Origin of the sequence: Streptomyces purpureus, from assembly GCF_014648195.1 — a bacterium.
In the GTDB taxonomy this organism is placed as follows: Bacteria; Actinomycetota; Actinomycetes; order Streptomycetales; family Streptomycetaceae; genus Streptomyces; species Streptomyces purpureus.
On the sequence record NZ_BMQQ01000002.1, the window covers coordinates 119,371 to 143,174 of the forward strand.

The 23,804-nt window shown below is 71.6% G+C and carries 20 protein-coding genes; 8 read left to right on the plus strand and 12 right to left on the minus strand.

Annotated features, from left to right (window positions below; translation table 11 throughout):
- Positions 1–2 precede the first annotated feature (2 nt).
- Positions 3–737: a sirohydrochlorin chelatase gene (locus IEZ01_RS04305; protein ID WP_189199970.1), complete on the plus strand. Its 735-nt coding sequence runs from the start codon at positions 3–5 to the stop codon at positions 735–737.
- A 15-nt stretch (positions 738–752) separates the two neighbouring features.
- Here IEZ01_RS04305 and IEZ01_RS04310 read toward each other — a convergent pair whose 3' ends face one another.
- The 7 genes from IEZ01_RS04310 to IEZ01_RS04340 form a co-directional block, all read right to left on the minus strand.
- Complete coding sequence (locus IEZ01_RS04310; protein ID WP_019890242.1) at positions 753–1,373, minus strand: mycothiol-dependent nitroreductase Rv2466c family protein; 621 nt, start codon at positions 1,371–1,373, stop codon at positions 753–755.
- Positions 1,374–1,458: 85 nt separating this feature from the next.
- Entirely contained in the window at positions 1,459–2,040 is a 582-nt protein-coding gene (locus IEZ01_RS04315) for a DUF1697 domain-containing protein (protein WP_019890241.1), read from the minus strand.
- A gap of 70 nt (positions 2,041–2,110) precedes the next feature.
- Positions 2,111–3,316, minus strand: a complete 1,206-nt coding sequence (locus IEZ01_RS04320; protein ID WP_189199972.1) for a S8 family peptidase — start codon at positions 3,314–3,316, stop codon at positions 2,111–2,113.
- 202 nt (positions 3,317–3,518) lie between these two features.
- Entirely contained in the window at positions 3,519–4,727 is a 1,209-nt protein-coding gene (mgt, locus tag IEZ01_RS04325) for a macrolide-inactivating glycosyltransferase (RefSeq protein ID WP_028798106.1), read from the minus strand.
- A 36-nt stretch (positions 4,728–4,763) separates the two neighbouring features.
- Positions 4,764–6,095 carry an ABC transporter substrate-binding protein gene (locus IEZ01_RS04330; RefSeq protein WP_189199973.1) on the minus strand — a complete coding sequence of 444 codons (1,332 nt, stop codon included), beginning with the start codon at positions 6,093–6,095 and terminating at the stop codon, positions 4,764–4,766.
- Positions 6,095–6,937 (minus strand): carbohydrate ABC transporter permease, encoded by an 843-nt coding sequence (locus IEZ01_RS04335; protein ID WP_019890237.1) that lies wholly within the window; start codon positions 6,935–6,937, stop codon positions 6,095–6,097. The genes IEZ01_RS04330 and IEZ01_RS04335 overlap by 1 nt, the downstream gene beginning before the upstream one ends.
- Positions 6,934–7,863, minus strand: coding sequence for a carbohydrate ABC transporter permease (locus IEZ01_RS04340; protein ID WP_189199975.1), 930 nt, complete (start codon positions 7,861–7,863; stop codon positions 6,934–6,936). The genes IEZ01_RS04335 and IEZ01_RS04340 overlap by 4 nt, the downstream gene beginning before the upstream one ends.
- A 135-nt stretch (positions 7,864–7,998) precedes the next feature.
- On the opposite strand from IEZ01_RS04340, the gene IEZ01_RS04345 reads away from it, so the two are divergent.
- Both IEZ01_RS04345 and IEZ01_RS04350 read left to right on the plus strand, forming a co-directional pair.
- A complete protein-coding gene (locus IEZ01_RS04345; protein ID WP_189199978.1) occupies positions 7,999–8,850 on the plus strand; it encodes a phosphotransferase enzyme family protein in 852 nt (283 codons plus the stop codon).
- Positions 8,851–8,903: 53 nt separating this feature from the next.
- Positions 8,904–9,734, plus strand: a complete 831-nt coding sequence (locus IEZ01_RS04350) for an alpha/beta fold hydrolase (RefSeq protein ID WP_019890234.1) — start codon at positions 8,904–8,906, stop codon at positions 9,732–9,734.
- A 25-nt stretch (positions 9,735–9,759) separates the two neighbouring features.
- Here IEZ01_RS04350 and IEZ01_RS04355 read toward each other — a convergent pair whose 3' ends face one another.
- From IEZ01_RS04355 to IEZ01_RS04370, 4 genes are all read right to left on the minus strand, one after another.
- Positions 9,760–10,482 carry a 3'-5' exonuclease gene (locus IEZ01_RS04355; protein ID WP_019890233.1) on the minus strand — a complete coding sequence of 241 codons (723 nt, stop codon included), beginning with the start codon at positions 10,480–10,482 and terminating at the stop codon, positions 9,760–9,762.
- 90 nt (positions 10,483–10,572) lie between these two features.
- Positions 10,573–11,823, minus strand: a complete 1,251-nt coding sequence (locus tag IEZ01_RS04360; protein ID WP_040875214.1) for a DUF5919 domain-containing protein — start codon at positions 11,821–11,823, stop codon at positions 10,573–10,575.
- 100 nt (positions 11,824–11,923) lie between these two features.
- Entirely contained in the window at positions 11,924–13,255 is a 1,332-nt protein-coding gene (locus IEZ01_RS04365) for a copper amine oxidase (protein WP_189199980.1), read from the minus strand.
- Positions 13,256–13,349: 94 nt separating this feature from the next.
- Positions 13,350–14,186: a hypothetical protein gene (locus IEZ01_RS04370; RefSeq protein WP_019890230.1), complete on the minus strand. Its 837-nt coding sequence runs from the start codon at positions 14,184–14,186 to the stop codon at positions 13,350–13,352.
- A 127-nt stretch (positions 14,187–14,313) separates the two neighbouring features.
- On the opposite strand from IEZ01_RS04370, the gene glgX reads away from it, so the two are divergent.
- Both glgX and treY read left to right on the plus strand, forming a co-directional pair.
- Positions 14,314–16,434: a glycogen debranching protein GlgX gene (gene glgX / locus IEZ01_RS04375; protein ID WP_189199982.1), complete on the plus strand. Its 2,121-nt coding sequence runs from the start codon at positions 14,314–14,316 to the stop codon at positions 16,432–16,434.
- A gap of 221 nt (positions 16,435–16,655) precedes the next feature.
- On the plus strand, positions 16,656–19,025 hold the full coding sequence (treY, locus tag IEZ01_RS04380; protein ID WP_189199984.1) for a malto-oligosyltrehalose synthase: 2,370 nt from the start codon (positions 16,656–16,658) through the stop codon (positions 19,023–19,025).
- Here treY and IEZ01_RS04385 read toward each other — a convergent pair.
- Entirely contained in the window at positions 18,982–20,034 is a 1,053-nt protein-coding gene (locus IEZ01_RS04385; RefSeq protein WP_019890227.1) for a cytochrome P450, read from the minus strand. The genes treY and IEZ01_RS04385 overlap by 44 nt on opposite strands.
- A gap of 616 nt (positions 20,035–20,650) precedes the next feature.
- Between IEZ01_RS04385 and IEZ01_RS04390 the strand changes: the two genes are divergently transcribed.
- The 3 genes from IEZ01_RS04390 to IEZ01_RS04400 all read left to right on the plus strand — a co-directional run bounded on the left by IEZ01_RS04390 (position 20,651) and on the right by IEZ01_RS04400 (position 23,794).
- The gene (locus IEZ01_RS04390; RefSeq protein WP_189199986.1) at positions 20,651–21,250 is read left to right on the plus strand and encodes a hypothetical protein; all 600 of its coding nucleotides are present in this window, start codon (positions 20,651–20,653) and stop codon (positions 21,248–21,250) included.
- Positions 21,251–21,322: 72 nt separating this feature from the next.
- Positions 21,323–22,873 (plus strand): ABC1 kinase family protein, encoded by a 1,551-nt coding sequence (locus IEZ01_RS04395; protein ID WP_189199988.1) that lies wholly within the window; start codon positions 21,323–21,325, stop codon positions 22,871–22,873.
- Between the two features lie 54 nt (positions 22,874–22,927).
- Positions 22,928–23,794, plus strand: coding sequence for an SAM-dependent methyltransferase (locus IEZ01_RS04400; protein WP_019890224.1), 867 nt, complete (start codon positions 22,928–22,930; stop codon positions 23,792–23,794).
- The last annotated feature ends 10 nt before the right edge of the window (positions 23,795–23,804 follow it).

The following is a 23,804-nucleotide window of genomic DNA, read 5'->3' on the forward strand; positions in this document are numbered from 1 at the left end:
CGGTGAACCGCCCCGTCCTTCTCGTCGTCGCCCACGGCAGCCGCGATCCGCGGCACGCCGCGACCGTCAACGCGCTGGTGCGCCGGGCGCGGTCGCTGCGGCCGGGGCTGCGCGTGGAGACGTCCTTCCTGGACTTCAACGTGCCCTCGGTGGCGGGAGTGCTGGAGCGGCTGGCGCAGGAGGGGGTCCGGGACGTGGTGGCGCTGCCGCTGCTGCTGACCCGGGCCTTCCACGCGAAGGCCGACATCCCCGCGGTCCTGCGCCAGGCCCCGCCGTCCCTGCGGATCCGCCAGGCGCCGGTGCTCGGCCCGTCGCCCCTGCTCGTCTCGGCCCTGGAACGACGGCTGTACGAGGCCGGGCTCGCCCCCGGCGACAAGCGCTCGACCGGGGTCGTCCTGGCTTCGGCGGGCTCCACGGACCCGGAGGCGATCGCAGTGATCGCAGATATGGCGCGGGAGCTGCGGCACACCGGTTGGTGCGCCGTGCGGCCTGCGTTCGCCTCCGCATCTCTGCCCCTGACCGAGGACGCCGTACGCGCGCTGCGCGCCGACGGCGTGCGGCGGGTGGCGGTGGCCCCGTACGTGATCGCGCCGGGCCGGCTGCCGGACCGGATCGCGGCCGGGGCCCGCGAGGCGGACGTGCTGGCCGATGTGCTGGGGCCGGCGCCCGAGCTGGCGCGGCTGCTGCTGACCCGGTACGACGAGGCGCGCGCCGAGACACGCGCGCTCGCCGCCTAGGACGCCCGGGCGGGCTCAGCCGAAGTCGAGGCCGCCGGTGCGGGTGCGCTTCAGCTCGAAGAAGTCGGGGTGGTTGGCGAGGACCCGGAAGCTGTCGAAGATCCGGGCCGCCTCCTCCCCGCGCGGAATCTTGCGCAGGACCGGGCCGAACCAGACCGTGCCGTCCACATGGATCGTGGGCGTGCCGACGTACGCCTCGGCCGCCGGGTCCTTTCCGGCGTCGTGGCTGCGGCGGACCTCGTCGTCGTAGGCGGGGTCGTGCGCGGCGGCGGCGAGCTCCGGCGGCAGTCCCAGCTCGGCGAGGGCTTCGGTGACGACGGCGTCGAAGTCCTCGGTCTTCTTCTCGTGGATACGGGTGCCGTACGCGGTGTAGAGGTCGCGCAGGACCTCCGGCCCGTGCTGGGCCGCGGCCGCGGCGGCGACCCGGACCGGGCCTATCGACTTGTCGACGAGGGTGCGGTACCAGTCGGGCAGTTCGTTGCCGAGGTTGTGGAAGTACAGGCTCATCACATGGAAGCGCAGCTCGATGTCGCGCTGCTGCTCGACCTCCAGCATCCAGCGTGAGGCGATCCAGGCGAAGGGGCAGGCGGGGTCGAACCAGAAGTCGACTGTTGTCTTCTTCGTCTCAGTGGTCATGGGGTGAGCCTAGCCAGCGAGGTGGCCTGGTTTCCCGGGCCAATGAAAAGACTGTCATCTGGGCCACCTGGGTCACTTGGGCCGGTCAGCCGGGTGTCTCGTCGGCGGCATCGGCGGTCATCTCCACGAGCTTGGCGACGGTGTTCCAGTTACGGGTGGTGGCGACGAGGCCTTTGACCAGGGCGGGGCGGGCGAGGGCGTCGGCGAGCTTGGAGCGGCCGAGGCCGTTCGGGGCGTAGAGGTAAAGGGCGCGGTCGCCGAGGCGGAACTCCTCGGGGAGGAAGGCCTCCTGGTCGAGCGCGGCGAACCGTTCCGGCTCCACGGGTGCGGAGTAGTACGTCACATGGAGCTGCCGGCCCTCCAGCTCCGCGGCGGGGAAGGGGCAGGCGTCGGCGACGGCGCGCAGATAGGCGCCACTGCGGACCAGGCAGTCGACGCGGAAGCCGAAGCGCCGCTCGATGGCGTCCTCCAGGGCGGTGGCGAGCGCGCTCTCGTCGGCCGCGCCGGCGCCTGCGTCGGTGGTGAAGACGGCGTTGCCGCTCTGCAGATGGGTGCGGACGTCGCGGTGTCCCAGCTCCTGGAGGACCAGGCGGAGTTCGGGCATGGGGACGCGCCGGTGCCCGCTGACGTTGATTCCGCGGAGCAGTGCGGCATAGGTGGTCGACATGATCACACCATAGGACGGCCGCCGCGCCCCGTGGGGGAGGGCGCGGCGGCCGCCGTTCAGGGGGTGCCCGCTACTCGACGATCTTCAGCAGCTTGTTGGCCGTGCCCTGGCTCGGGTTGGAGATGGCGCCGTCGGTGGAGCCGTCGACGAGCGCCTTGGCGACCTGCTCCGGGGTGGCGTCCTGGTGGGCCGCCAGGTAGAGCGCGGCGGCACCGACGACGTGCGGGGTCGCCATGGACGTACCGGAGATGGTCTTGGTGGCGTCGCCACCGCCGATCCAGGCCGAGGTGATGTCCGAACCCGGTGCGTAGATGTCCACGACCGAGCCGAAGTTGGAGAAGCTGGACTGCTCGTCCTCCTTGGTGGAGGAGGCCACGGTGATGGCCTCCTTGACCCGGGAGGGGGAGCCCTCGCCGGCGTCGGCGGACTCGTTGCCGGCGGCGACACCGAAGGTGACACCGGAGGCTATGGCCTTGCGGACGGCCTCGTCGAGGGCGGGGTCGGCGCCGCCGCCGAGGCTCATGTTGGCGACGGAGGGGCCCTGGTGGTTCTTGGTGACCCAGTCGATGCCGGCGACGACCTGCTCGGTGGTGCCGGAGCCGCTGTCGTCGAGGACCCGGACGGCGACGATCTTCGCCTTCTTGGCGACGCCGTGGGCGGTGCCCGCGATGGTGCCGGCGACATGGGTGCCGTGGCCGTTGCCGTCGCTGGCATCGTTGTCGTTGTCGACGGCGTCGAAGCCGGAGGTGGCCCGGCCGCCGAAGTCCTTGTGGCTGGTGTTGACTCCGGTGTCGATGACGTACGCGGTGACGCCCTCGCCGCCGCCGTCGGGGTAGGTGTACTTCTTGTCCCCGGCGGTCTCGGCCTGGTCGACCCGGTCCAGGCCCCACGACGGCGGGTTGTCCTGGACCTCGTTGATGTGGAACTTCTTGTTCTGGACGACCTTGGCCACGGCCGGGTCGGCGGCGAGGCGCTTGGCCTCGGTCTCCGAAAGGCCGGTGGCGGAGAAGCCGTTGACGGCGGAGTTGTAGCTGCGGCTGAGCGTGCCGCCGTACTCCTTGGCCAGCTTGGTCTTGTCGGCGTTCTCGTCGAGCAGCACGATGTAGCTGCCGTCGATGGCGGTCGCGGCGTCGGCGCCGTAGATCGTGCCCTCCGCGGGGGCGGGGGCGGCTCCGGCGAAGGACGTTCCCAGGACGGTCAGTCCGCCGGCTGCGGCGACGGCGCTGATCGCCGCGACGAGCCGGGTGGTCCTGCGCGCACGCTTGTGAATGGCCATGAAGAGGGGTCTCCTCGGCATTTTGTTGTGTGGGGGGTTCGGTCACGGAGGCAGTGCTTCCGTGACCGCTTCGAAACCATTGCCGATTGACGGGCTCAGATCAAGACCTTCATACAGCTGTGACTTAGTCAACAAGGTTTCGTAATAACAAATCCGGCCTGGAGGGACCAGGCCGGACTTCTCCCCCAACTCCCCCTACCACTCAGCCTTTCGTGACATGAGGGAGCTCCGCCTCGATGAGGTCGGCGGCGCGCCGGGTGCCGCCCTCGGCCGCCATCCGCTGCCGGACGTCGTCCAGCCGGCGGGCCACCTCGGGATCGTCCACGAGCTCCAGCACGGCCTTGCGCAGCGCGTCGGCGGTGGCTTCGGCGAGCGGCAGTTGTCGGGCGACTCCGAGGGCCTCGAGCATCTCGGCGTTGCCGAACTGGTCGGTGGCGAGCGGCACGGCGACCATGGGGGTGGCGGTGGCCAGGCCCTCCTGGCTGCCGCCCGCTCCGGCGTGGGTGATGAAGGCGTCGGCCTGCTTCAGGACGGCGAGTTGCGGCACCCAGGAGCGCACCTCGACATTGCCGGGGATCTCGCCGAGTTCGGCCGGGTCGACGAACTTGCCGATCTGCAGCACCACATGCCAGCCGGGCAGGTCGCCGAAGGCTCGCAGGCACTCTCGGTAGAAGTCGGGCTGCTTGGTCATGGCCGAGCCGAGCGAGACGAGCAGCACCTTCTCGGCATCGGCCGGCCGCTGCCAGTCGCCCTGTTCGGCGCGGTCGCCCTGGCAGGCGCCGACGAAGGTGTAGACGGACTCGTCGACCCGGTCGGCATGCGGCTGGAGGGCCTCGGGGATGAGGACGACGGCCCGGCGGGGACGGGCGACGAACCGGTCCGGGTGGGTGTCGATGCCGTGGCCGGCGAGCCAGTTCTCGAAGCGGGTGTAGTACGCCTTGCCGCGCTCGGAGGCCTTGAGGCCGGCGAGCATCGGCTCGGCGACCTCTTCCTCGTACCCCTCCCACGGCACCAGATTGGGCCACAGGGAGACGGCGGGTACGCCCCAGCGGTGGGCGAGGACGGGCGCCGGGTAGGAGGTGATGTCGTGGAGGACGAGGTCCGGCTCGTCCCCGGCGAACGCGTCGGCGAGCTGCGGCAGCGCCTGGACGGCGTCGCTGAGGAACGGCTCGATGTAGTCGATGGGTTCGGTGCCCCAGGCGTCGGGGTCGTCGTCGGTCGGCAGCGTGGAGTTGTATACGACCGGCTCGGCACCGGTGGCGGCGACCTTCTCGGCGAAGGAGGCGGGGATGGCGTAACTGACGCGGTGTCCACGGGCGACGAGCTCCCGGATGACTTCGAGGCTCGGGTTCACGTGCCCGTGGGCGGCGATGGAGAACATGGCGACATGGGCGCGGTGACGACTGGTCATGCGCACACATTATTCGAGACGATACGTCTCGTCCAGTTAATTCCGCTGGTACCTGGCGAGGACCCGGTTGCCGTCGCCCACCAGACGCCCGCGCAGCTCGGCGAGGTCGATCGCGCCGCTGTAGTACTCCTGGAACGCCGGGGTGGCCACCTTGTCCTTCCACTCCGGATAGCCGCGTACGGACTGCGCGGGCGCGGGCCGCAGATGCCGGGCGAGCGCCGCGCCGGTCGCCCAGCCGTCCTTCTCGGTGTGCAGCGCGGGGTCGCGCAGCGCCGCCGTCCCGGTCGGCAGCATCCAGTCCCCTTGCGCCAGCCGCACCATGTTCCGTGGCTGGAGGAGGAAGTCGATGAACCGCGCGGCCTCCTTCTTGTACGGGCTGTCCTCGGCGATGGAGAGGGTCTGCGGGGAGACGCCCTGCGCGAGCCCGCCGGCGCCGGCCGGGGCGGGCAGGACCGTCCACTCGAAGCCCTCCGGTGCCTGCTGCGCGATCTGCTGCCGGTAGGAGAACCCGAGCGGCACCATCGCGTACGTGCCGCCGAACAGTCCGGGCAGGGTGTCGGAGCCGCCGCTGCCCAGGGTGGTGCGCGAGGCGCTGGCGTCGGTGTTGATCTGGTCGCGGACGGTGCCGGGGACGACCGCGTCGGCGTCGGTGAAGCGGATCGTCACCTTCCCGTCCTCGCCCCGATGGAAGAGCCGACCGCCGCCGGACAGGCCGAGGTTGAGGGAGACCGAGACGGGCTCCTTCAGCGGCCAGGCGACGGCGTGCTTCCCCTTGCCCATCGTGGCCGTCAGATCCTTGGCGACCTGGCGGAACTCCTCCCAGGTCCAGGGCTTGGCGGGGGTCGGGATGCGGACGCCGGAGGCCTCAAGGATCTTCCGGTTGGCGATGATCACCCGCGGTTCCTGCAGGAACGGCACGCCGTACACTCCCTCGCCGAAGGTGGTGGTCCGCCAGCTCTGTTCGGGAATGTCCGCGCGCAGCCGCTCGGGCAGCAGTCCGCGCAGGTCCGCGAGGTACCCGCCGTAGGCGAAGTCGGCCAGGTCGTCGGAGGCGTCGTGGATGATGTCGGGCGCCTCGCCGCCCTCGAAGGAGGTGAGCAGCTGGTCGTGGACGCTGTCCCAGCTGCCCTGGACATACTGCACCTGGATGTCGGGGTGGGCGGCGTTCCACTCCCGCACGAGCTCCTTGTTGGCGTCGACGGACTCCTTCTGCCAGGCGAGGGACTGGAAACGGAGTCTGATCGTCCCGTCGGAGGGTCTCTCGTCGCCGCCGCATCCGGTGAGCAGCAGGGCGAGCGCGGCGGCCGCCGCGGTCAGTGCCCGTACCCGCGTCGAGGTCCGTACCCGTCTCGATGTCCGTACCCGCATCAGGACTTCACCGCCCCGGCCAGCATGCCGCCGGTGATCCGCTTCTGGATGACCGCGAAGACGACGAGCGAGGGGAGGGTGGCGAGGAACGCGGCCGCGGCGAGCGGGCCGAGGTCGGCGACGCCCTCCGCGCCGAGGAAGTGCGTCAGGACGACCGGCAAGGTCTGCTTCTCCGGGGTCTTGAGCAGGACGAGCGCGAAGAAGAACTCGTTCCATGCGGTGATGAAGGCGAACAGCGCGGTGGCGACGATGCCGGGGGCGAGCAGCGGCGCGGTGACCGAGACGAGCGTACGGAGCCGGCCCGCGCCGTCGACGGCGGCGGCCTCCTCCAGCTCGGCCGGCACGGCCCGTACGTAGCCGACCAGCATCCACAGCGCGAACGGCAGCGACCAGACCACATAGACCAGGACCAGACCGATGACGCTGTTGATGAGGTGAAGGTTCTTGAGGATCAGGAACAGCGGAATGATCACCAGCACGAAGGGGAACGCCTGGCTGACCACGACCCAGCCGGTGGCGGCGGTGGAGAGTCTGCCGCGGTGCCGCGCGATCACATAGGCCATGGGGGTCGCGAGGACGACGCAGACGACCGCCGCGCCGAGGGCGGCGAGCAGGCTGTTCCCGGCGGCCTGGAGGAGCGGCTGTTCGTCGAAGGCCTGCCGGAAGTTGCCGAGGGTGGGGTTCTCGGGGATCCAGGTGGGATGCAGCGAGGCGAGTTCCCGCGCGGGCTTGAAGGCGGTGGAGATCAGCCAGAGGAAGGGGAAGGCGAGGAAGACGAGATAGGCGAGGAGCGCGAGGTACTGTCCGGCGCGCGCGGGCCCGCTGGTGCGCAAGCCGCTCATCGGTCCTCGCCTCCCTTCAGGCGGCCCACCAGATACAGGGCGAGCAGTACGGAGATGACGGCGACCATCACACAGCCCATGGCGGCGGCGTAGCCGAACTGGCCGTAGCGGAAGGCCTCTTCGTAGGCGAAGAGCATGGGCAGCCGGGTGCGGCCGCCGGGGCCGCCGCTGGTGAGGACGTAGACCAGGGCGAACGAATTGAAGTTCCAAATAAAATTGAGTGCGGTGATGGCGAGGGCGACCGGCCGCAGGGCGGGCCAGGTCACGGTCCGAAAGCGCCGCCAGGCGCCCGCGCCGTCCAGGGCGGCGGCCTCGTGGAGTTCGTGCGGCGTGTTCTGGAGGCCGGCGAGCAGGGCGACGGTGGTCTGCGGCATACCGGCCCAGATGCCTACGAGGATCACCGCCGGCAGCGCGGTGGCCAGGCCCGCCAGCCAGTCCCGGCCGTCGCCGAGGCCCAGGGTGCGCAGGGTTTCGTTGAGGATGCCCGCGTCGGGGTTGTAGACGAGCCGCCACATGATGCCGACCACGACCTCCGGCATCGCCCACGGAACGATCGCGAGGGCCCGCGCCAGCCAGCGCAGCCGCAGATTCTGGTTGAGCAGCAGGGCGAGGCCGAGGGCGAGCAGGAACTGCGGGACGGTGACGCCGACCGCCCAGAGCAGGCCGATGCGGAACGAGTCCCAGAACAGAGTGTCGTGCAGCAGGTCCTGGAAGTTGAGGGTGCCGATCCAGCCGGTGGCCTGGGTACGGCCGGACTGGGCGTCGGTGAAGGCCAGCGCGATGCCGTAGAGCAGCGGGCCGACGCTCAGGACCAGGATCGGGATCAGCGCGGGCAGGACCAGGAACCAGGCGCCATGATCCCGGGGGCGTTCCGGTCGTCTACCGGCGGTGGCGCCGGACCGCTTCGCTGCGGTCGCCAAAGTCACAGAATTGACCCCTTATATGCCCTTTTATTAAGTTCAACCAGCTTCCGTCATGGTCCTGAGGGACCGTCGGTTCGTCAACCCGTCGTGCGTAGGTGCGAAAATTTGGCGCATTCGCACACGCAGAGGGAGAGACAGATGGACGAGTCCCGTGCCCGGGAGATCCTGGCCGCCGCGGCGCTGCCCGCCGACGGGACCCTGCTGGCGCTCGGCGAGAACGCCGTCTTCGCCGCCGGCGATCTGGTGATGAAGGTCGGCCGCGGCGCCGAGCTCCTCGCGCGCGCCGAACGGGAGCTGGCCGTGGCCGCCTGGCTCGCCGAGGCGGACGTCCCCGCCGTACGGGCCGCCGAGGCCGCGCCCCGGCTGGTGGACGGCCACCCCGTCACCCTCTGGCACCGGCTGCCTGACGCGGTGCGCCCCACCGAGCCCCGGGACCTCGCGCCGCTGCTGCGCCAGGTGCACGCCCTGCCCGCCCCGGCGTTCGAGCTGCCCCGCCGGGAGCTGCTCGACGGCGTCGAGCGCTGGCTGCGCCTGGCGGGCGACGCCGTCGACGCGGCCGACGCCGACTATCTGCGCGAGCGCCGCGACGGGTTCGCCGCCGCGGCCGCCGCGCTCACCCCGCATCTGCCCCCCGGCCCGATCCACGGCGACGCCCTGCCGCGCAACGTCCACGTCGGCCCCGGCGGCCCGGTCCTGGTGGACCTGGAGACCTTCTCGGCCGATCTGCGCGAACACGATCTGGTGGTCCTCGCCCTCGCCCGGGACCGCTACGGCCTCGACCCGGCCGCGTACGACGCCTTCACCGCCGCCTACGGCTGGGACGTACGGGAGTGGTCCGGCTGCGCGGTCCTGCGCGGCGCCCGGGAGACCGCGAGCTGCGCCTGGGTGGCCCAGCACGCCCCGGCCAACCCCAAGGCGCTGGCCGAGTTCCGGCGGCGGGTGGCGTCGCTGCGCGACGGCGACCCGGAGGTCCGCTGGTACCCGTTCTGACATCATGACGACAGTCCTTACCGGGCATAACTCCCTTCCGTGATCGGAGCGTTGTGACGCGTATCGAACTGACCGACGTGACGCTGGACGTCCAGGACAGCGGCTCGGGCCCGGCCGTCCTGTTGGTACACGGCTTCCCCGACACCCATGAACTCTGGCGCCACCAGGTCCCCGCGCTGAACGCGGCCGGCTACCGCACCGTCGCCCCCACACTCCGCGGCTTCGGCGCCTCCGGCCGGCCCGCGGGCACCGAGGCGTACGCACCGGCCCGGTCCGTGGCCGACCTCCTGGAGCTGCTCGACCGGCTGGAGATCGAGACCGCCCATCTGGTCGGCCACGACTGGGGCTCGGGCATGGTCCAGCAGCTCGCGATGGCCGCGCCCGCGCGGGTGGCGTCCTTGAGCATCCTGTCCGTGGGACATCTGGGCGCGCTGCGCGACGCGGGCTGGGAACAGCTCCAGAAGTCCTGGTACATGCTGCTGTTCCAGTTCGAGGACCTCGCCGAGGAGTGGCTGTCACGGGACGACTTCGCCCGCTTCCGCGAGATGCTCGGCAACCACCCCGACAAGGAGGAGATCGTCGCCCTGATGCGGGAGCCGGGCGCGCTGACGGCGGCGCTGTCGGTGTACCGCGCGGGTCTGCCCCCTCAGGTGCAGTTCGGCCCGCCGCAGCCGCTGCCCCCGCTGCCCGGGCCGGTCCTGGGCATCTGGTCGACCGGCGACCCGTTCCTCACCGAGCGGTCGATGACCGGCACCGACAAGCACGTGGACGGCACCTTCCGCTACGAGCGGGTCGAGAACGCCGGCCACTGGCTCCAGCTGGACGCCCCTGAGCGGGTCAACACCCTGCTCCTGGACTTCCTCGCGGAGCACCCGGCCAACTGAGCCTGCCGGCCCCGGCCGTGCCGCCTCAGTGCACGGCCGCGGTCAGCTCCCGCAGCGGCCAGCACGGGTCGATCACCGCGTCCGCGTTCCCCTTGCTCCGTAGGAACCGCTGGAAGTCCTCGGCCCACTCGGCGTACCAGACGATCTGGCGCTCATGGAGCTCTTGCGGGCTGAGCGCGGCCACCGACGGATGCCGCTCGGCTATCGCCCGGGCCACCCGCACCGCCGCCAGCGCGTCCGCCGCCGCCTCATGGGCGCCGTCGAGGACCACGCCGTACTCCCCGCAGACCGCTTCGAGGGTCCGCTTGCCGCGGCGGTAGCGGTCGACGGCCCGGTCGATGGTGTACGGATCGATGACCGGGCCGATGCCGGCGCCGCCGAGCCGCTCACCGAGCGAGGGCAGTCCGTGGCGGCGCAGCTCCGCCGAGAGCAGGGTCAGATCGAAGGCCGCGTTGTACGCCACGACCGGCACGCCCTGAGTCCAGTAACCGGCGAGGGTGTCCGCGATCTCGTCGGCCACCTCGACGACCGGCCGGCCCTCGGCCGTCGCCCGCTCCGTGCTGATCCCGTGGATCGCCGAGGCCTGGGCCGGGATCCGTATCCCCGGGTCGGCCAGCCAGTCCCGCTGCCGCGCCGGCAGTCCGTCGCGCACACCGATCACCGAGGCGGTCACGATCCGCGCCTGAAGCGGATCGGTGCCGGTCGTCTCCAGGTCGAAGCCGGCCAGTGGCAGCCCATGCCAAGCCATCGGGTCCTCCTTACGTGGTGCTCCCCCGTTGAACCCACACCCTCGCACGCGCCACTGACAACGCCTCCGGCCGCCGGGGCCGGGCGTGACTCACGACACCGGACGGGAGTCCAGCCACACCGACTCGAACTCCTCCCGGTAGGTCTCGAAGAGTCCGCTCTCACCGTCCCGGCCGCTCTGCCCGGAGCGGACCACCGTACGGCCGCCGCCGCGCAGCACGAGCACCGGGGCCTCCATGCCGCGGGCCCGGCGCAGATAGGTCTGGACGACGGCGACCCCGTCCGGCCCGTCGCCGTCGACGAGGTACGCGGTGAAGCGGGGGGTCTCGTCGAAGACATGGATCTGAAACGCGCCCGGGTCGCGGAGCTTGGAGCGGACCCGGCGCATATGGAGGATGTTCATCTCCACCGAGCGGCTCAGCTCGCCCTTCTTCAGGCCGAGTTCGCGCTCGCGCCGTTTGACGGCGCTGCTGGCCGGGTTGAGGAACAGCAGCCGTATCCGGCAGCCCGACTCGGCCAGGCGCACCAGCCGCCGGCCGGAGAAGTTCTGCACGAGGAGGTTCAGGCCTATGCCGGTGGCGTCGAGGCGGCGCGCGCCGCCGAACAGGTCCTCGGCGGGCAGCTGGCGCTGGAGGCGCACCCGGTCGGGGTGGACGGAGACCACGTCCGCGTACCGGTCGCCGACGAGGTCCTCGACCGCGTCGACCGGCAGCCGGTCCGCCGAGGGCACGCCCGCGCCGCTGCCGAGGATCTCCAGGAGCCGGGCGGAGGCCCGCTCGGACTGGGCGAGCACGGTCAGGGAGAGGGCCCTGTTGCGGGAGACGACGTTGCGGGTGACCTCCAGCTCGTCCAGGGCCAGTTCGACCTCACGCCGGTCGTCGAAGTACGGCTCGAAGCACGGCCAGTGCTGCACCATCAGCTCGCGCAGCTGCGGCAGCGTGAGGAAGCTGAGGACGTTGTCGTCGGCCGGGTCGAGGAGATAGCCCTTGCGGCGCGAAACCTCGCGGACGGCGACCGCCCGCTGCACCCACTCCTGGCCGGCCGGGCCCGCCGCGGCCACCACCCAGTCGTCCCCGTGGACCGGTTCGTAGACCGGGCGGAGCACGGCGGCCACGACGGCGCGCAGCCGCTGTTCGACGAGATTCAGCCAGATGTAGGCGCGGCCGGCCCGCTGGGCGCGGGTGCGTACCTCACTCCAGGCCTCCGCGCCCCACTCCAGCTCCGCCCCGATCTCCATCGGACGTGCGAGGGAGACCGCTCCTGGCGGGACTTCTGCGGGGTCATCGGAGTCCCCCTCGTGACCAGGGTCACCTGGAGGAAGCTCCAGCCCTCCCGAGCTCACCCGCGCACCGCCTTCTGCTCCTGGACACCCGTCTGTCAACGATCAAGGAAGGGTACTCCGGGAGCAGTGGGCGGTGCAGCCCGATGCGCAGGCTGCTTCGTCAACGCGGTTGATCCGGCTGGCCGTTCTCGTTGGCGAGGGCGGGCGGAGTGAGCGGATTCATAGCGGTCACGTCCCTGGGGGCGAGCTGGAAGCCCTGCCAGTGCACCGGCATGGGCTGCTGGTCCTCGTCCCGGGCGATGTGGTGGAACCCGATGTTGACCCAGGCGATGGGGTTGACGAGGGGCTCGCCGTTGACCCACTTGTCGACGCTGTCGGGGGCGCCGCGCCCGCAGTCGCGGATGTTGTTCGAGGCGAACTGCTCGCAGGCGCGCGCCTGGGTGAAGTAGATGTCGTGCCGGGTGAATCCGCGGCCGTCGTGCGTGGCGGAGGGGCCGGGCACGATCTCGTAACTGCGGGCGTGGCCGTCCTTGTTCTTGCCGTTCTGGCTCACCACGCGCCACCAGCGCATGGTCTTGGCGTCCCCGGCGAGCTCCTTGGTGACCGGGGTGCGGACAGTCCTCACCTTGGGGCCGCCGTTGCCGGTGGGGCGGGTGACCGTGGAGTCGAACTGCTCGACCCGGTCCTTGGGTGAGCCGTCGAGGCCGAAGTGGAGCCGCCAGAAGACGTTGTGGGCGTGGCTGGTGGCGTAGGAGCGGGCGCCCGTACCGATCGGCCAGCCGCGTCCGTCGGTGGCGTTGTAGTCCATGGGCGAAAGGCTGCCGGTGGCACCGACGTTGGCGGCGATCGTGCCGTCGGAGGAGAAGCGCCACTCGGTGATGTACTCGTACCAGGCCACCTTGTTGACGGTGTAGACGAGCAGGTCCTTGCCCTGCGCCTGCCAGACCTTGGTCATCTGGTCGTTGGCCATGCGGTAGGCGTGGCCACGCGCGCGTGTGGTGGTGCACAGACCCTTGACGGTGCCGAGGTCGGCGACGCGGACGGGTGTGATCGTGCCGCCGGGGCATTCGGCCGGCTTGAGGTTCTGCAGACCCATGCCGAATCCGGCGCCGGTCAGGTCGTCGAACTCGTTCTTGCCGTCGTCGTACGGGACGTGGATCTGGGCCAGTTTGGCGCTGGTGAGGACCCGGATCGGGGCGGCGGCGCTCTTGGGCTGGTAGGAGACCTTGTCCAGGACCAGTCCGGCGTCGGTGTCGTAGCGCCAGCACATGCGCCAGGTGGTGCCGCCGTCGAGGGTCTGCTCGATGCGGTGGGCGGCGCTGCAGTCGGGGCGGGCGGCGGCGGGCGCGGCGGGGGCCGCGACCGGCTCGGCCGCGGCCGGGGAGACCGGGCCCGCGGCGGCGGTGGCGGTGGCGAGGAGGGCGGCGGCGGCCAGCACGGCGCCGGTCCCGCGCAGCCGCGAGGCGGCTGCGAGCTGGGTGGAGAAGCGCATGGAAGAACGGACTCCCTCGTACGGACGTGCCCGCGTGACCGGCTACGGCACGCGGGTGGAAGAAGTGACGGAAGGGATCAGGAGGCGGTGTGGCTCAGCCGACGTCGGTGACCGTGCGGGTGCTCAGGTTCACCACGAGGTCGCGGGTGTCGATCCAGGAGCCGTTGAGGACCTTGGAGGCCAGCCGCACGCAGCGGTGCTCGCCGCACTTCGTCAGCGCCGGCGGCACGTTCTCCTCGCGGTAGGTGCGGTAGACGTCGCCGTTGAACCAGAGCTGATCGGGTGAGGTGAGGTCCTTGCCGGTGGCGTCCTTGTAGTCGTCTTTCAGCCCCTTGCCGAGCGGGCTCTTCAGGATCAGCTCGATCGCTTCGCGGAGCTCGACCGGGTGCGGCGAGGGCTGTACGCCGCGCTGCCTGCCGGTCTTCTCAACCTTCCCCGTATCGAGGTTGACGATGCTGGTGATCAGGGTGTTGTGCCGGTAGTCGTAGGAGCGCACCTCGGCGCGGCGTGGCGCGGTGGCCTCGGGCTCGCCTGGGACGGGGTCGGCGAGGTTGGTCGCGAGGTGCTGCGGCCCCCGGGCGCCCTCGACGTCGCTGAAGTCGGCCGCGGCCGGTGGCAGGGCCAGCTGCCGGGCCCGTTTCAGCTCGGTCTCGGTGAGCGGGTCGCTGCCCACGCCGCGCTCTCCCTCGGCCGGCGCGGCGGCCACGACGGCCGGTCCGGGAGGCGGGCCCGAGCCGTCCTCACCCTCCCCGGCGCCCTGTCCGCCGCCTTCGGCGGCTCCCCGGGCCGCGCCGGCCGTCCGCCCTCCGGTGGTGTCATCCGCCCCCGCGGTCCCCGGCAGGGTGACACCGACCATGACGGCCGTCCCCGTGACCGCCAGGGCCGTACCCGCCACCACCTTCCCCAGATGGCGGCGCAACTGCTTGCGCACATTTACCCCCTCTTGTGTCGGTCACCCGGTAGGACGGACCGAAGTCCTAGGAGGTTGGCCCTCTTTCGGGCAGGATCTGGCCGAAGTACACCCCACCACCCGGATCAGAAGTGGAAGAGTCTTATCTATGCAGGTCTGGCCGGGACAGGCGTATCCCCTCGGTGCCACGTACGACGGCGCCGGTACCAACTTCGCGGTCTTCTCGGAGGCCGCCGACCGTATCGAGCTGTGTCTGCTCCATGACGACGGCTCGGAGACGGCGGTGGAGCTGCGCGAGACGGACGCCTTCGTACGACACGCGTATCTGCCGGGTGTGATGCCCGGCCAGCGCTACGGCTTCCGGGTCCACGGCCCGTACGCGCCGGAGCGCGGGCTGCGGTGCAACTCGGCGAAGCTGCTCCTCGATCCGTACGCGCGTGCGGTCGCCGGGGCCGTGGAGTGGGGCGAGGCGGTGTACGGCTACCACTTCGGGCGGCCGGACTCCCGCAACGACCTCGACTCGGCGCCGCACACGATGACGTCCGTGGTGGTCAATCCGTACTTCGACTGGGGCGACGACCGACCGCCACGCACCGACTACCACCGCACGGTGATCTACGAGGCCCATGTGAAGGGGCTGACGATGCTCCATCCGGGGCTGCCGGACGAGCTGCGCGGTACGTACGCGGGTCTCGCCCATCCGTCGGTCATCGGGCACTTGCGGGAACTGGGCGTCACGGCTCTGGAGTTGATGCCGGTCCATCAGTTCGTCAACGACCACCGGCTCTCCGACGCGGGGCTCGGCAACTACTGGGGCTACAACACCATCGGCTTCTTCGCCCCGCACAACGCCTACGCCTCCTGGGGCGACCGGGGCCAGCAGGTGCTGGAGTTCAAGTCGGCCGTGCGGGCCCTGCACCAGGCGGGCATCGAGGTGATCCTCGACGTGGTCTACAACCACACCGCCGAGGGCAACCACCTGGGTCCCACGCTCTCCTTCCGAGGCCTGGACAACCCCTCCTACTACCGGCTCTCCGCCGACCGGCGCTACTACACCGACACCACCGGCACCGGGAACTCCCTGCTGATGCGGTCCCCGCACGTGCTCCAGCTGATCATGGACTCGCTGCGGTACTGGGTGACGGAGATGCACGTCGACGGCTTCCGCTTCGACCTGGCGGCGACGCTGGCGCGGCAGTTCCACGAGGTGGACCGGCTGTCGTCCTTCTTCGACCTGGTGCAGCAGGATCCGGTGGTCAGTCAGGTGAAGCTGATCGCAGAGCCCTGGGACGTGGGCGAGGGCGGCTACCAGGTGGGGAACTTCCCGCCGCTGTGGACCGAGTGGAACGGAAAGTACCGTGACACCGTACGGGACCTGTGGCGCGGTGAGCCGCGGACGCTCGCGGAGTTCGCGTCCCGGCTGACCGGCTCGTCGGACCTGTACCAGGACGACGGGCGGCGCCCGCTGGCCTCGGTGAACTTCGTGACGTGCCATGACGGTTTCACCTTGCACGACCTGGTGTCCTACAACGGCAAGCACAACGAAGCCAACGGCGAGGGCAACCGGGACGGCGAGAGCCACAACCGCTCCTGGAACTGCGGGGCCGAGGGGGAGACGGACGACCCGGCCGTGCTGGAGCTGCGCGCCCGCCAGATGCGCAACTTCATCGCCACGCTGATGCTGTCGCAGGGTGTGCCGATGCTCAGCCACGGCGACGAGTTCGCCCGTACCCAGGGCGGCAACAACAACGCCTACTGCCAGGACAACGAGGTCTCCTGGGTGCGCTGGCCCGAGCCGGGCGCGGAGACGGACGGGACGCTGCTCGCCTTCACGCGCGCGATGGTGGGGCTGCGCCGGGACCATCCGGTCTTCCGGCGGCGCCGCTTCTTCCACGGCCGGCCGGTGGAGGGCACCCATGACGAGCTCACCGACATCGCCTGGTTCACCCCGGAGGGGGTGGAGATGACGGCCCGGGACTGGCAGGCGGCGCAGGCCCGGGCGCTGACGGTGTTCCTCAACGGCAACGCGATCTCCGAGCCCGGGCCGCGCGGCGAGCGTATCGCCGACGACTCGTTCCTGCTGATGGTCAACGCGAGTGCGGAGTCCCGCGAGTTCGTGGTGCCGGACGACCACGGGGACAACTGGCAGGTGCTGGTGGACACGGCGAAGGCGGAGGTCGCGGCGGAGTACGAGGCGCCGAAGGTCTCCGCCGGGGAGCGGCTGCCGCTCCTCGGCCGGAGCCTGGCGGTGCTGCGCCGGCCCGCCTAGCGGGGGCCGGGAGCCACGGCGTCCGGGGCGGCCCGCTGGTGCGGAAGGCCATCGATTCGGCCGGTCGGGTGGTGGCGACGGGAGGCAGCCGGAAGGACCGGTCCGAGCAGGGTGAGTGTGTCGCGGTACGTCCTGGGCATCGGTCGAACGTAGCCCCGGCCGGTGGAACGGACGCATGGGCCGATGACACAGAAGCCGCTCAAGCGGGTACGTACGTTCGCATGACGCCCATTGCCACCTATCGGCTTCAGCTCCGGCCCGACTTCACCTTTCAGGCGGCCGCCCGGGCGGTGCCGTATCTCGCCTCGCTCGGGGTCTCCCATCTCCATCTGTCGCCGGTCCTGGAGGCGCTGCCCGGATCGACGCACGGGTACGACGTGACCGGTCACAGCCGGATCCGCGGGGAGCTGGGCGGCGAGGAGGGCCTGCGGAGGCTGGCGGCGGCCGCGCTCCGGCACGGTCTGGGCCTGGTGGTGGATCTGGTGCCCAATCACATGTCGTCCGTGGCACGGCACAACCGCGCCCTGTGGGAGGTGCTGCGGGAGGGCCCGGCCTCGCCGTACGCGCGCTGGTTCGACATCGACTGGGACGCGGGCGGCGGGAAGGTGCTGCTGCCGGTGCTCGGCGGCCGGATCGGGGACGTACGGGACCGGCTGCGGGTGGAGCCCGGTGAGGGGCCGGGGAGCGGTGTGCTGCGCTACGAGGACCACGTCTTCCCGCTGCGCGACGGCACGGCGTCGCTGCCGTTCGCGGAGCTGCTCGACGCGCAGTGGTACCGGCTCGGCTGGTGGCGGCTGGCCCGTACGGAGCTCAACTACCGGCGGTTCTTCACCATCTCGGAGCTGATCGGGGTGCGGGTGGAGGATCCGGAGGTGTTCGCGGCCACCCATGGGAAGGTGCTGGAGCTGGTGCGCGAAGGGGTGATCGAGGGGCTGCGGATCGACCATCCGGACGGGCTCGCGGACCCGGAGGCGTATCTGGAGCGGCTGCACGCGGCGACCGGGGGACGCTGCTGGACGGTGGTGGAGAAGATCCTCACCGGTGAGGAGCGGCTGCCCGCGCGCTGGCCGGTCGACGGCACCACCGGCTACGACGCGCTGCGGTACGTCGACGGGCTCTTCGTCGACGGTCCGGGGGCGGAGCGGCTGACCGAGGCGTACCGGGCGTTCGCCGGGCCGGCCCCCGACCGGGGCGGGATCTGGGAGCCGACCGTACGCCGGGCGATGGACTGGGTCGTCACCCATGAGCTGGCCACCGAGCTCAGCCTGCTGACTCGTACTGCCGGACGGATCTGCGCGGCCGACCCGGTACTGCGTGACCATGCCCCATGGGCGCTGCGTACCGCCACGACGGAGCTGATGGTGCGGTTGCCCGTCTACCGCCCCTACCGCATCGGGGGGCAGGAAGTGCTCACCGAGGAGGCGGCACGGGAGGCGAAGGAGACGTTCGCGGTGGAGGAGGAGGCGGTCGCGGTCGATGTGATCCGTGACCTCGCCCTGGGCCGCCTCGGCGAGGGGCCGGACCACACGGCGTTCCGGGCCAGGTTCGCGCAGACGGCGTCCGCGCTGCGCGCCAAGTCCGTGGAGGACACCGCCTTCTACCGCTACACCCCGCTGCTGTCGGCGAACGAGGTCGGCGGGGACCCGGGCAGGCCGGCGGTGTCGCCGCAGGAGTTCCACGGGTACGCGGCCCGGCTGGCCCGGGACTGGCCGGCCACCGGCACGGTCCTCTCGACCCATGACACCAAGCGCGGCGGGGACGTCCGGGCGGCGATCGCGGTGCTCTCCCAGTGCCCGGAACGCTGGGCCAGGCTCCTCGACGAGCTGACCGCCGCGTCGCCCGTACCGGCGCCCGATCCGCATCTGGCGTGGAGCGCCTGGCAGACGGCCTTCGGTCTGGGCCCGGACCTGGCCGCGGTGCCGGGCAGGCCCGGGGACGCGCTGCTGAAGGCGGTACGGGAGGCGGGTCTGCGGACCACCTGGACCGAGCCGGACCCGGGGTACGAGCAGGCGGTCACCGACTTCGTCGCGGCCTGGCCCCCGGGCGGCCCGCCCGAGCTGACCAAGGCCGTGCGGGAGCTCGCCCCGCACACCCGGGCCAACGCGCTGGGCGCCGCGCTGGTGCAGCTGACGATGCCGGGGGTCCCGGAGCTGTACCAGGGCACCGAGCGGACGTGCCGCACGCTCGTCGATCCGGACAACCGCCGTCCCTTCACGGCCGGGGAGCCGGACGAGCGGACGGCGCTGACCCGGGCGGCGCTGCGGCTGCGCCGCCAATTTCCGGAGATCTTCGGGGATTCGGGGCGGTACGCGCCGCTGACGGCGGCCGGCCCGGCCGCGGACCACTGTCTGGCCTTCGTCCGCTCGGGCGCGGTGGTCACAGCCGTCACCCGGCTCTCGCTGCGGCTCGCGGAGTCGGGTGGCTGGGCGGGCACCGTGCTCGAACTGCCGGACGGGCCGTGGTTCGACCTGCTGGCCGGGCAGCGGCGGGTGGAGGGCGGTGCGGTGGTACTCGCCGAGCTGTTCGCGGACCGGCCGGTGGCGCTCCTCAGCCGGCTGGCCGTACCAGAAGAGCCCTCGGTGCCCTTGTGATCACGCCGGTGTGGTCGGGGCGGAACCCGTCGGCCCAGCGCAGCCGCGGCATGGCCTCCAGCAGCGCCCGCAGGCCGAAGTCGGCCTCCAGGGCGGCGAGGACGACGGCCGGGCAGAAGCCGGTGCCGAAGGTGAGCTGGCCGGGATCGTCGCGGAGCAGGTCGAACCGGTCGGGGGCGGTGAAGCGTTCCGGGTCGCGGCCCGCGGCGCCGATGAGCAGGGCCACGGACGCGCCGGCCGGGATGGTGCCGCCGCTGACCTCGACCTCGTGGGTGGTGCGGCGTACGGCGATCTGGACGGGCGGGTCGCGGCGCAGTGACTCGGTCCAGGCCCGGCGGAGCAGTTCGGGCGGCCCGGTCCGTACGGCGGCCAGCTGGTCGGGGTCGTCGAGGATGTTGGCGAGGAAGGAGGCGAGCGCCTTCTGCCGCAGCGTGATCAGGCTGGTGCACCGCCCGGCGGCCGATCCGGCCGCCCGCCCCCGGACCAGCCGCATCATGTCCCGGTAGGGCACGCCGACGGCCGCGGCGGCCGTGCCGGCGGGCAGCCAGCGGCAGAAGTCCTCGACGAGGTCGACCTGGTGGCGTCCGGCGAGCCGGCGGGCCAGGACGTGGGCGACGCGTTCGGCGACATGGCGCAGTCCGGCGGCGGCGTCGCCCTGGTGGGCGGGGGCGCAGGGCGGGTCGCCGGGCCGGTGGCCGCGGGTGAAGCGCGGGTCGGTGAGGGCGGCGGCCACGTCGGCGTACCGGCTGAGCAGCCAGGCCCGCAGGTCCGGGTCGTAGGTGAGGGGGAATTCCTCGCGCAGGATCCGGTAGAGGGGGTACGGGTCCTTGGCGACGCCGTGGCCGAGGGGGCTGGGGGCGACGGTGCGGGATCCGGGGCGGTGTGGGGCGGGCGGGGTCTTCGCGGGCGAGGGAGTCTTCGTGCGTGCCGGGGTCGGCGGGCGGGCGGGCCAGGTGCCCGCGCCGCGCAGGCCCACGCGTCGTATGCCCACGGGCGGGTCGTCTCCCATCGCGCTCCCCGTCTCGGTGTCGGCGCCGCTGTCGCCATCGGTGCGCTGTCGGCTTCGGTGTCGGCCGCACCCCGGGATCGGCGGCGGGCGTCCTTCCACCTCAGCACCGCCCCCGCCACGACGCAGGCGACGTACGTCCATTCGAGTGAAGAAGAGGCGTACGAGACCGGCGCGTGAGGCGCCTTCCGGGCCCGGACATCACCTTTCACCCTGCCCCCACTGGCCTTCCACGCCGGGGCACACCACGGCGTGAGCGCGGTCGAAGATCGGCCAGCCGATGGAGAGCTCCTCACCGCGCCCGCCCCGAGCAATTCGTTTCAGCAGGCCGCCCACGCATGTCCGAAAACAAGCACATTTTCAGTCTGTATCACGACTCCCACGGCTTATGGAAGCGCTTTTGACACCCGGTGCCCGAATGAATGAAGCGAGGAATCGCGCGTTTGTGGGTCACCGTTCCGGACGATGAAAGTATCCGTGACCGAGGACGGGGCGGAAATCAACCACCGCATTCGAGGAGGGAGATGGACGGAGAGAAAGCAGAAAAGCAGCCACGCCTTCGCTCGGATCACCCGTGAACAGCCGGTGACCTTCGGGTTTATTGGAAAGGATTCAGCCAATGGCCGACAAGCCCAGTACCACGGATACCGTCAAGGATTTTCTCAGCGAGATCGCAGACAGCGCGAACAAGGCGTACAACGAACTTCTCGACCCGCCCCGCAAGGACAAGTCGAAGAATTCCGCGTTCGGCGAGATGCTGCCTTTTGGCCATCCACTTCAGGCCGTCGCCGGACTTCCCACCGAGACACTGCGTGCCGTGGGCGCGCTGGCCGCGCTCGGCGGCTCCGCCAACCCGCTGGCCGCTCTGGGCGGCTCGGCCAACCCGCTGGCGGCGCTGACCGCCGCCGCCAATCCCCTCGCGGCCCTGGCCCAGCCGGCGGCCGCCGCCGGGGCGGCGAGCAACCCGCTGGCCGCGCTCGCCGGGGCGATCCCCGGGCAGCTGCCCGCGCTCGGCGGCGGGACCCCGGCCAATCCGCTCGCCGCCCTCTCCGGGGTGGGCGAGACGGTCGGCGGGCTCGCCGAACTCCCCCAGCAGATCGCCCGGCTGACCGAGCTGGTGACGACCCTGCTCACCGCGCTGGAGGCGGTCCAGGGCATCGCCGGAGCCGTCGGAGGCGCCGTGCGCGCCCCCGCGCCCCGCAAGAGCGCCTCCTCCTGACCCTCGCCCCACCGGTCGTCCGCCGCTCCTCACCGCGGCCGGCCGAACCCCTGCCGAAGGAGAGATGACCTCATGGCGGCCATGGTCGGCGACCGTCTGCGTCTGGTCGTGAAGGTGCTCGGCGGTCTTGCCGCCGACGAGGTCGGCCGGGCGGCGCGCGACCGCCGCCGCCCCGTGAACCGCACGCCGTACCCGGAGGAGGAGCTCTCCTCCGGGCACGAGCAGCGGCGCGCTCGGGCATTACGCCGGGCCCTGGAGAGCCTCGGCCCCTTCTATGTGAAGCTCGGTCAGATCCTGTCGACGCGGCCGGACATGGTGTCGCCGACGGTGATCGCCGAACTTCAGAACCTGCACGACCAGGTCGACGTCCAGCCTTTCACGGTGTTCGAGCCCGTGCTCGCCCGCGACCTCGGACCGGACTGGAAGTACCGCTTCGACGACGTCGAGACGACCGAGCCGCTGGGCGCCGCGTCGCTCGCCCAGGTGTACCGCGTGACGCTGTCCGACGGCCGGCCCGCCGTCGTCAAGATCCAGCGGCCCGGCATCCGCGAGACGGTCCTCGCCGACATGGCCCTGATGCGCAAGGCGGCCCGGCTGCTGGCCCGTACCGCGCCGCGCTTCAACGAGGTCATCGACGGGGAGGCGATGCTCGGCTCCATCTTCGACGCGATGGAACCCGAACTGGACTTCACCGGCGAGGCCCGCAACATGGAGGAGGCTGCCGAGAACATCCGTCCCTACTCCACGCTGGCCGTTCCTGACGTCCTCCTCGCCACCCCGCGGGTCCTCGTCCAGTCGCTCGCCCCGGGCACGTCCGTACGCCACGTCGACCGCGGCCGCTTCAGCGACCGGGAACGCGACGCCATCGGCAAGGACCTGCTGCGGTTCATGTACCGCGGCTACTTCGTGGACCGGATGTTCCACGCCGACCCGCACGCCGGGAACGTGTTCGCCCAGCCCGGCGGGCCCGCGACGCTCATCGACTGGGGCATGGTGGGCCGGCTCGACCGGCGTACGAGCCTGCACCTGCTGCCGCTGCTGATGGCGGTGGCGCAGAACGACGGGCACGGTCTCGCGCGGGCCTGGGCGGAGATGGGGCGACTGACCCCATGGTCCAACCTGCCCGCGTTCGCCACCGACATGGCGGCGCTGGTCCCCAAGATCTCCGGTGCTTCGCTGGACGAGCTCGACTTCGGGGTGTCGCTGACCAAGGTGCTGGAGCGGGCCTCCAAACGGGGTATCGGCTCGGCGCCCTCCATCTCGCTGCTCGGCAAGTCCTTCGCGAACCTGGAGGGGTCGGTGCGCTGTCTGGCGCCCGAGATCGCGCTCGCCCCGGTGTTCAAGAAGGAAGTGCGCTCCATCCTCACGTCCCTCGCGGGCGAGTTCTTCGCGCCGGAGCAACTGGCCCGCGCCGCCATGGACTTCATGGTCACCGCCTCCACCGGCCCGGAGCAGCTGCGCGGCCTCCTCAACGACGCCGCGAGCCGGCAGCTCGGCCTCCAGGTCCACCAGCCCCGCACCCCGGCGGCGCTCGGCGGCCGGCACCCCGCACAGCCGTCGTGGCCGCTGCTGGCCCTGGGCGCCGCCGCGGTCTTCCTGGACCACCGCCGCCGGTCGCGCTGACCCCGGCCTCGTACGTACTCCCCTGCCTTCCGAGTGAGAGAGGAACGAAGCACCATGTCCGACAACGACAACCAGGACGCCGAGACCCCCTCGGGCCCGCTCGCGGGTGTGTCGCAGACGGCCCTGTGGACCGCGCGCATGCGCGCCCAGGAGGCCGCCAAGGACGCTCCGTGCGTCGAGGACCCCTGGGCCGCGCGGTTCCTCACCGCCGCCGGGGAGACCACCCGGCCGCCCGGATCCGGGCTCCTGCAGGACGTGCTCCCCGACTGGATCGCGGTCCGCACCCGCTTCTTCGACGACTTCCTCCTCGCGGCGACCGGCGCTGGCTGCCGCCAGGTGGTGATCCTCGGCGCCGGTCTCGACGCCCGCGCCCACCGGCTCGACTGGCCGGACGGGGTACGGGTCTTCGAGGTCGATCTCGCTCCGGTGCACGCCTTCAAGGCCGCGGCGCTGGCGGGGGCGCGGCCCGAGCGGGCCGAGCGGGTCGCCGTACCGGCCGATCTGCTGGGGCCCTGGGATCTCGCGCTCAAGGACGCCGGTCACGACCCGGCCGCGCCCACGGCCTGGCTCTGCGAGGGGCTGCTGTTCTATCTGGAGCCGGAACAGGTCGCCGGGGTCGTCGAGACGGTCGGCGGGCTCTCCGCCCCGGGCAGCCGGATCGGGGCCGAGTGCCTGAATGCCGCCGCGGCCGAATCGGCCTTCATGGGCCCCTGGCTGGAGGCGCTGTCCGCCTCCGGGACGCCGTGGCGCTGGCAGCTGCCCGCCGACTGGGAGACCTGGTGGGCGCGGTACGGCTGGACGGCCCGGGCGGCGGACCTCTTCGAGCTGCCGTACGCGGTGGAGCGTTTCTCCGCCTACCGGCAGTTCCTGGAAGGCAGCGACAACGAATCCATGCGTCTGATCACCGGGGTCCGCTCATGACGCCGCCGCG

Bases quoted from the DNA above. Each gene is read 5' to 3' on its own strand.
- IEZ01_RS04345 (WP_189199978.1), top strand. From the start codon at position 7,999: ATGGACGAGTCCCGTGCCCGGGAGATCCTGGCCGCCGCGGCGCTGCCC.
- IEZ01_RS04335 (WP_019890237.1), bottom strand. From the start codon at position 6,937: ATGAGCGGCTTGCGCACCAGCGGGCCCGCGCGCGCCGGACAGTACCTC.
- mgt (WP_028798106.1), bottom strand. From the start codon at position 4,727: ATGACCAGTCGTCACCGCGCCCATGTCGCCATGTTCTCCATCGCCGCC.
- IEZ01_RS04400 (WP_019890224.1), top strand. From the start codon at position 22,928: ATGTCCGACAACGACAACCAGGACGCCGAGACCCCCTCGGGCCCGCTC.
- treY (WP_189199984.1), top strand. From the start codon at position 16,656: ATGACGCCCATTGCCACCTATCGGCTTCAGCTCCGGCCCGACTTCACC.
- IEZ01_RS04390 (WP_189199986.1), top strand. From the start codon at position 20,651: ATGGCCGACAAGCCCAGTACCACGGATACCGTCAAGGATTTTCTCAGC.
- IEZ01_RS04385 (WP_019890227.1), bottom strand. From the start codon at position 20,034: ATGGGAGACGACCCGCCCGTGGGCATACGACGCGTGGGCCTGCGCGGC.
- IEZ01_RS04355 (WP_019890233.1), bottom strand. From the start codon at position 10,482: ATGGCTTGGCATGGGCTGCCACTGGCCGGCTTCGACCTGGAGACGACC.
- IEZ01_RS04365 (WP_189199980.1), bottom strand. From the start codon at position 13,255: ATGCGCTTCTCCACCCAGCTCGCAGCCGCCTCGCGGCTGCGCGGGACC.
- IEZ01_RS04330 (WP_189199973.1), bottom strand. From the start codon at position 6,095: ATGCGGGTACGGACATCGAGACGGGTACGGACCTCGACGCGGGTACGG.
- IEZ01_RS04310 (WP_019890242.1), bottom strand. From the start codon at position 1,373: ATGACCACTGAGACGAAGAAGACAACAGTCGACTTCTGGTTCGACCCC.
- IEZ01_RS04320 (WP_189199972.1), bottom strand. From the start codon at position 3,316: ATGGCCATTCACAAGCGTGCGCGCAGGACCACCCGGCTCGTCGCGGCG.
- glgX (WP_189199982.1), top strand. From the start codon at position 14,314: ATGCAGGTCTGGCCGGGACAGGCGTATCCCCTCGGTGCCACGTACGAC.
- IEZ01_RS04395 (WP_189199988.1), top strand. From the start codon at position 21,323: ATGGCGGCCATGGTCGGCGACCGTCTGCGTCTGGTCGTGAAGGTGCTC.
- IEZ01_RS04315 (WP_019890241.1), bottom strand. From the start codon at position 2,040: ATGTCGACCACCTATGCCGCACTGCTCCGCGGAATCAACGTCAGCGGG.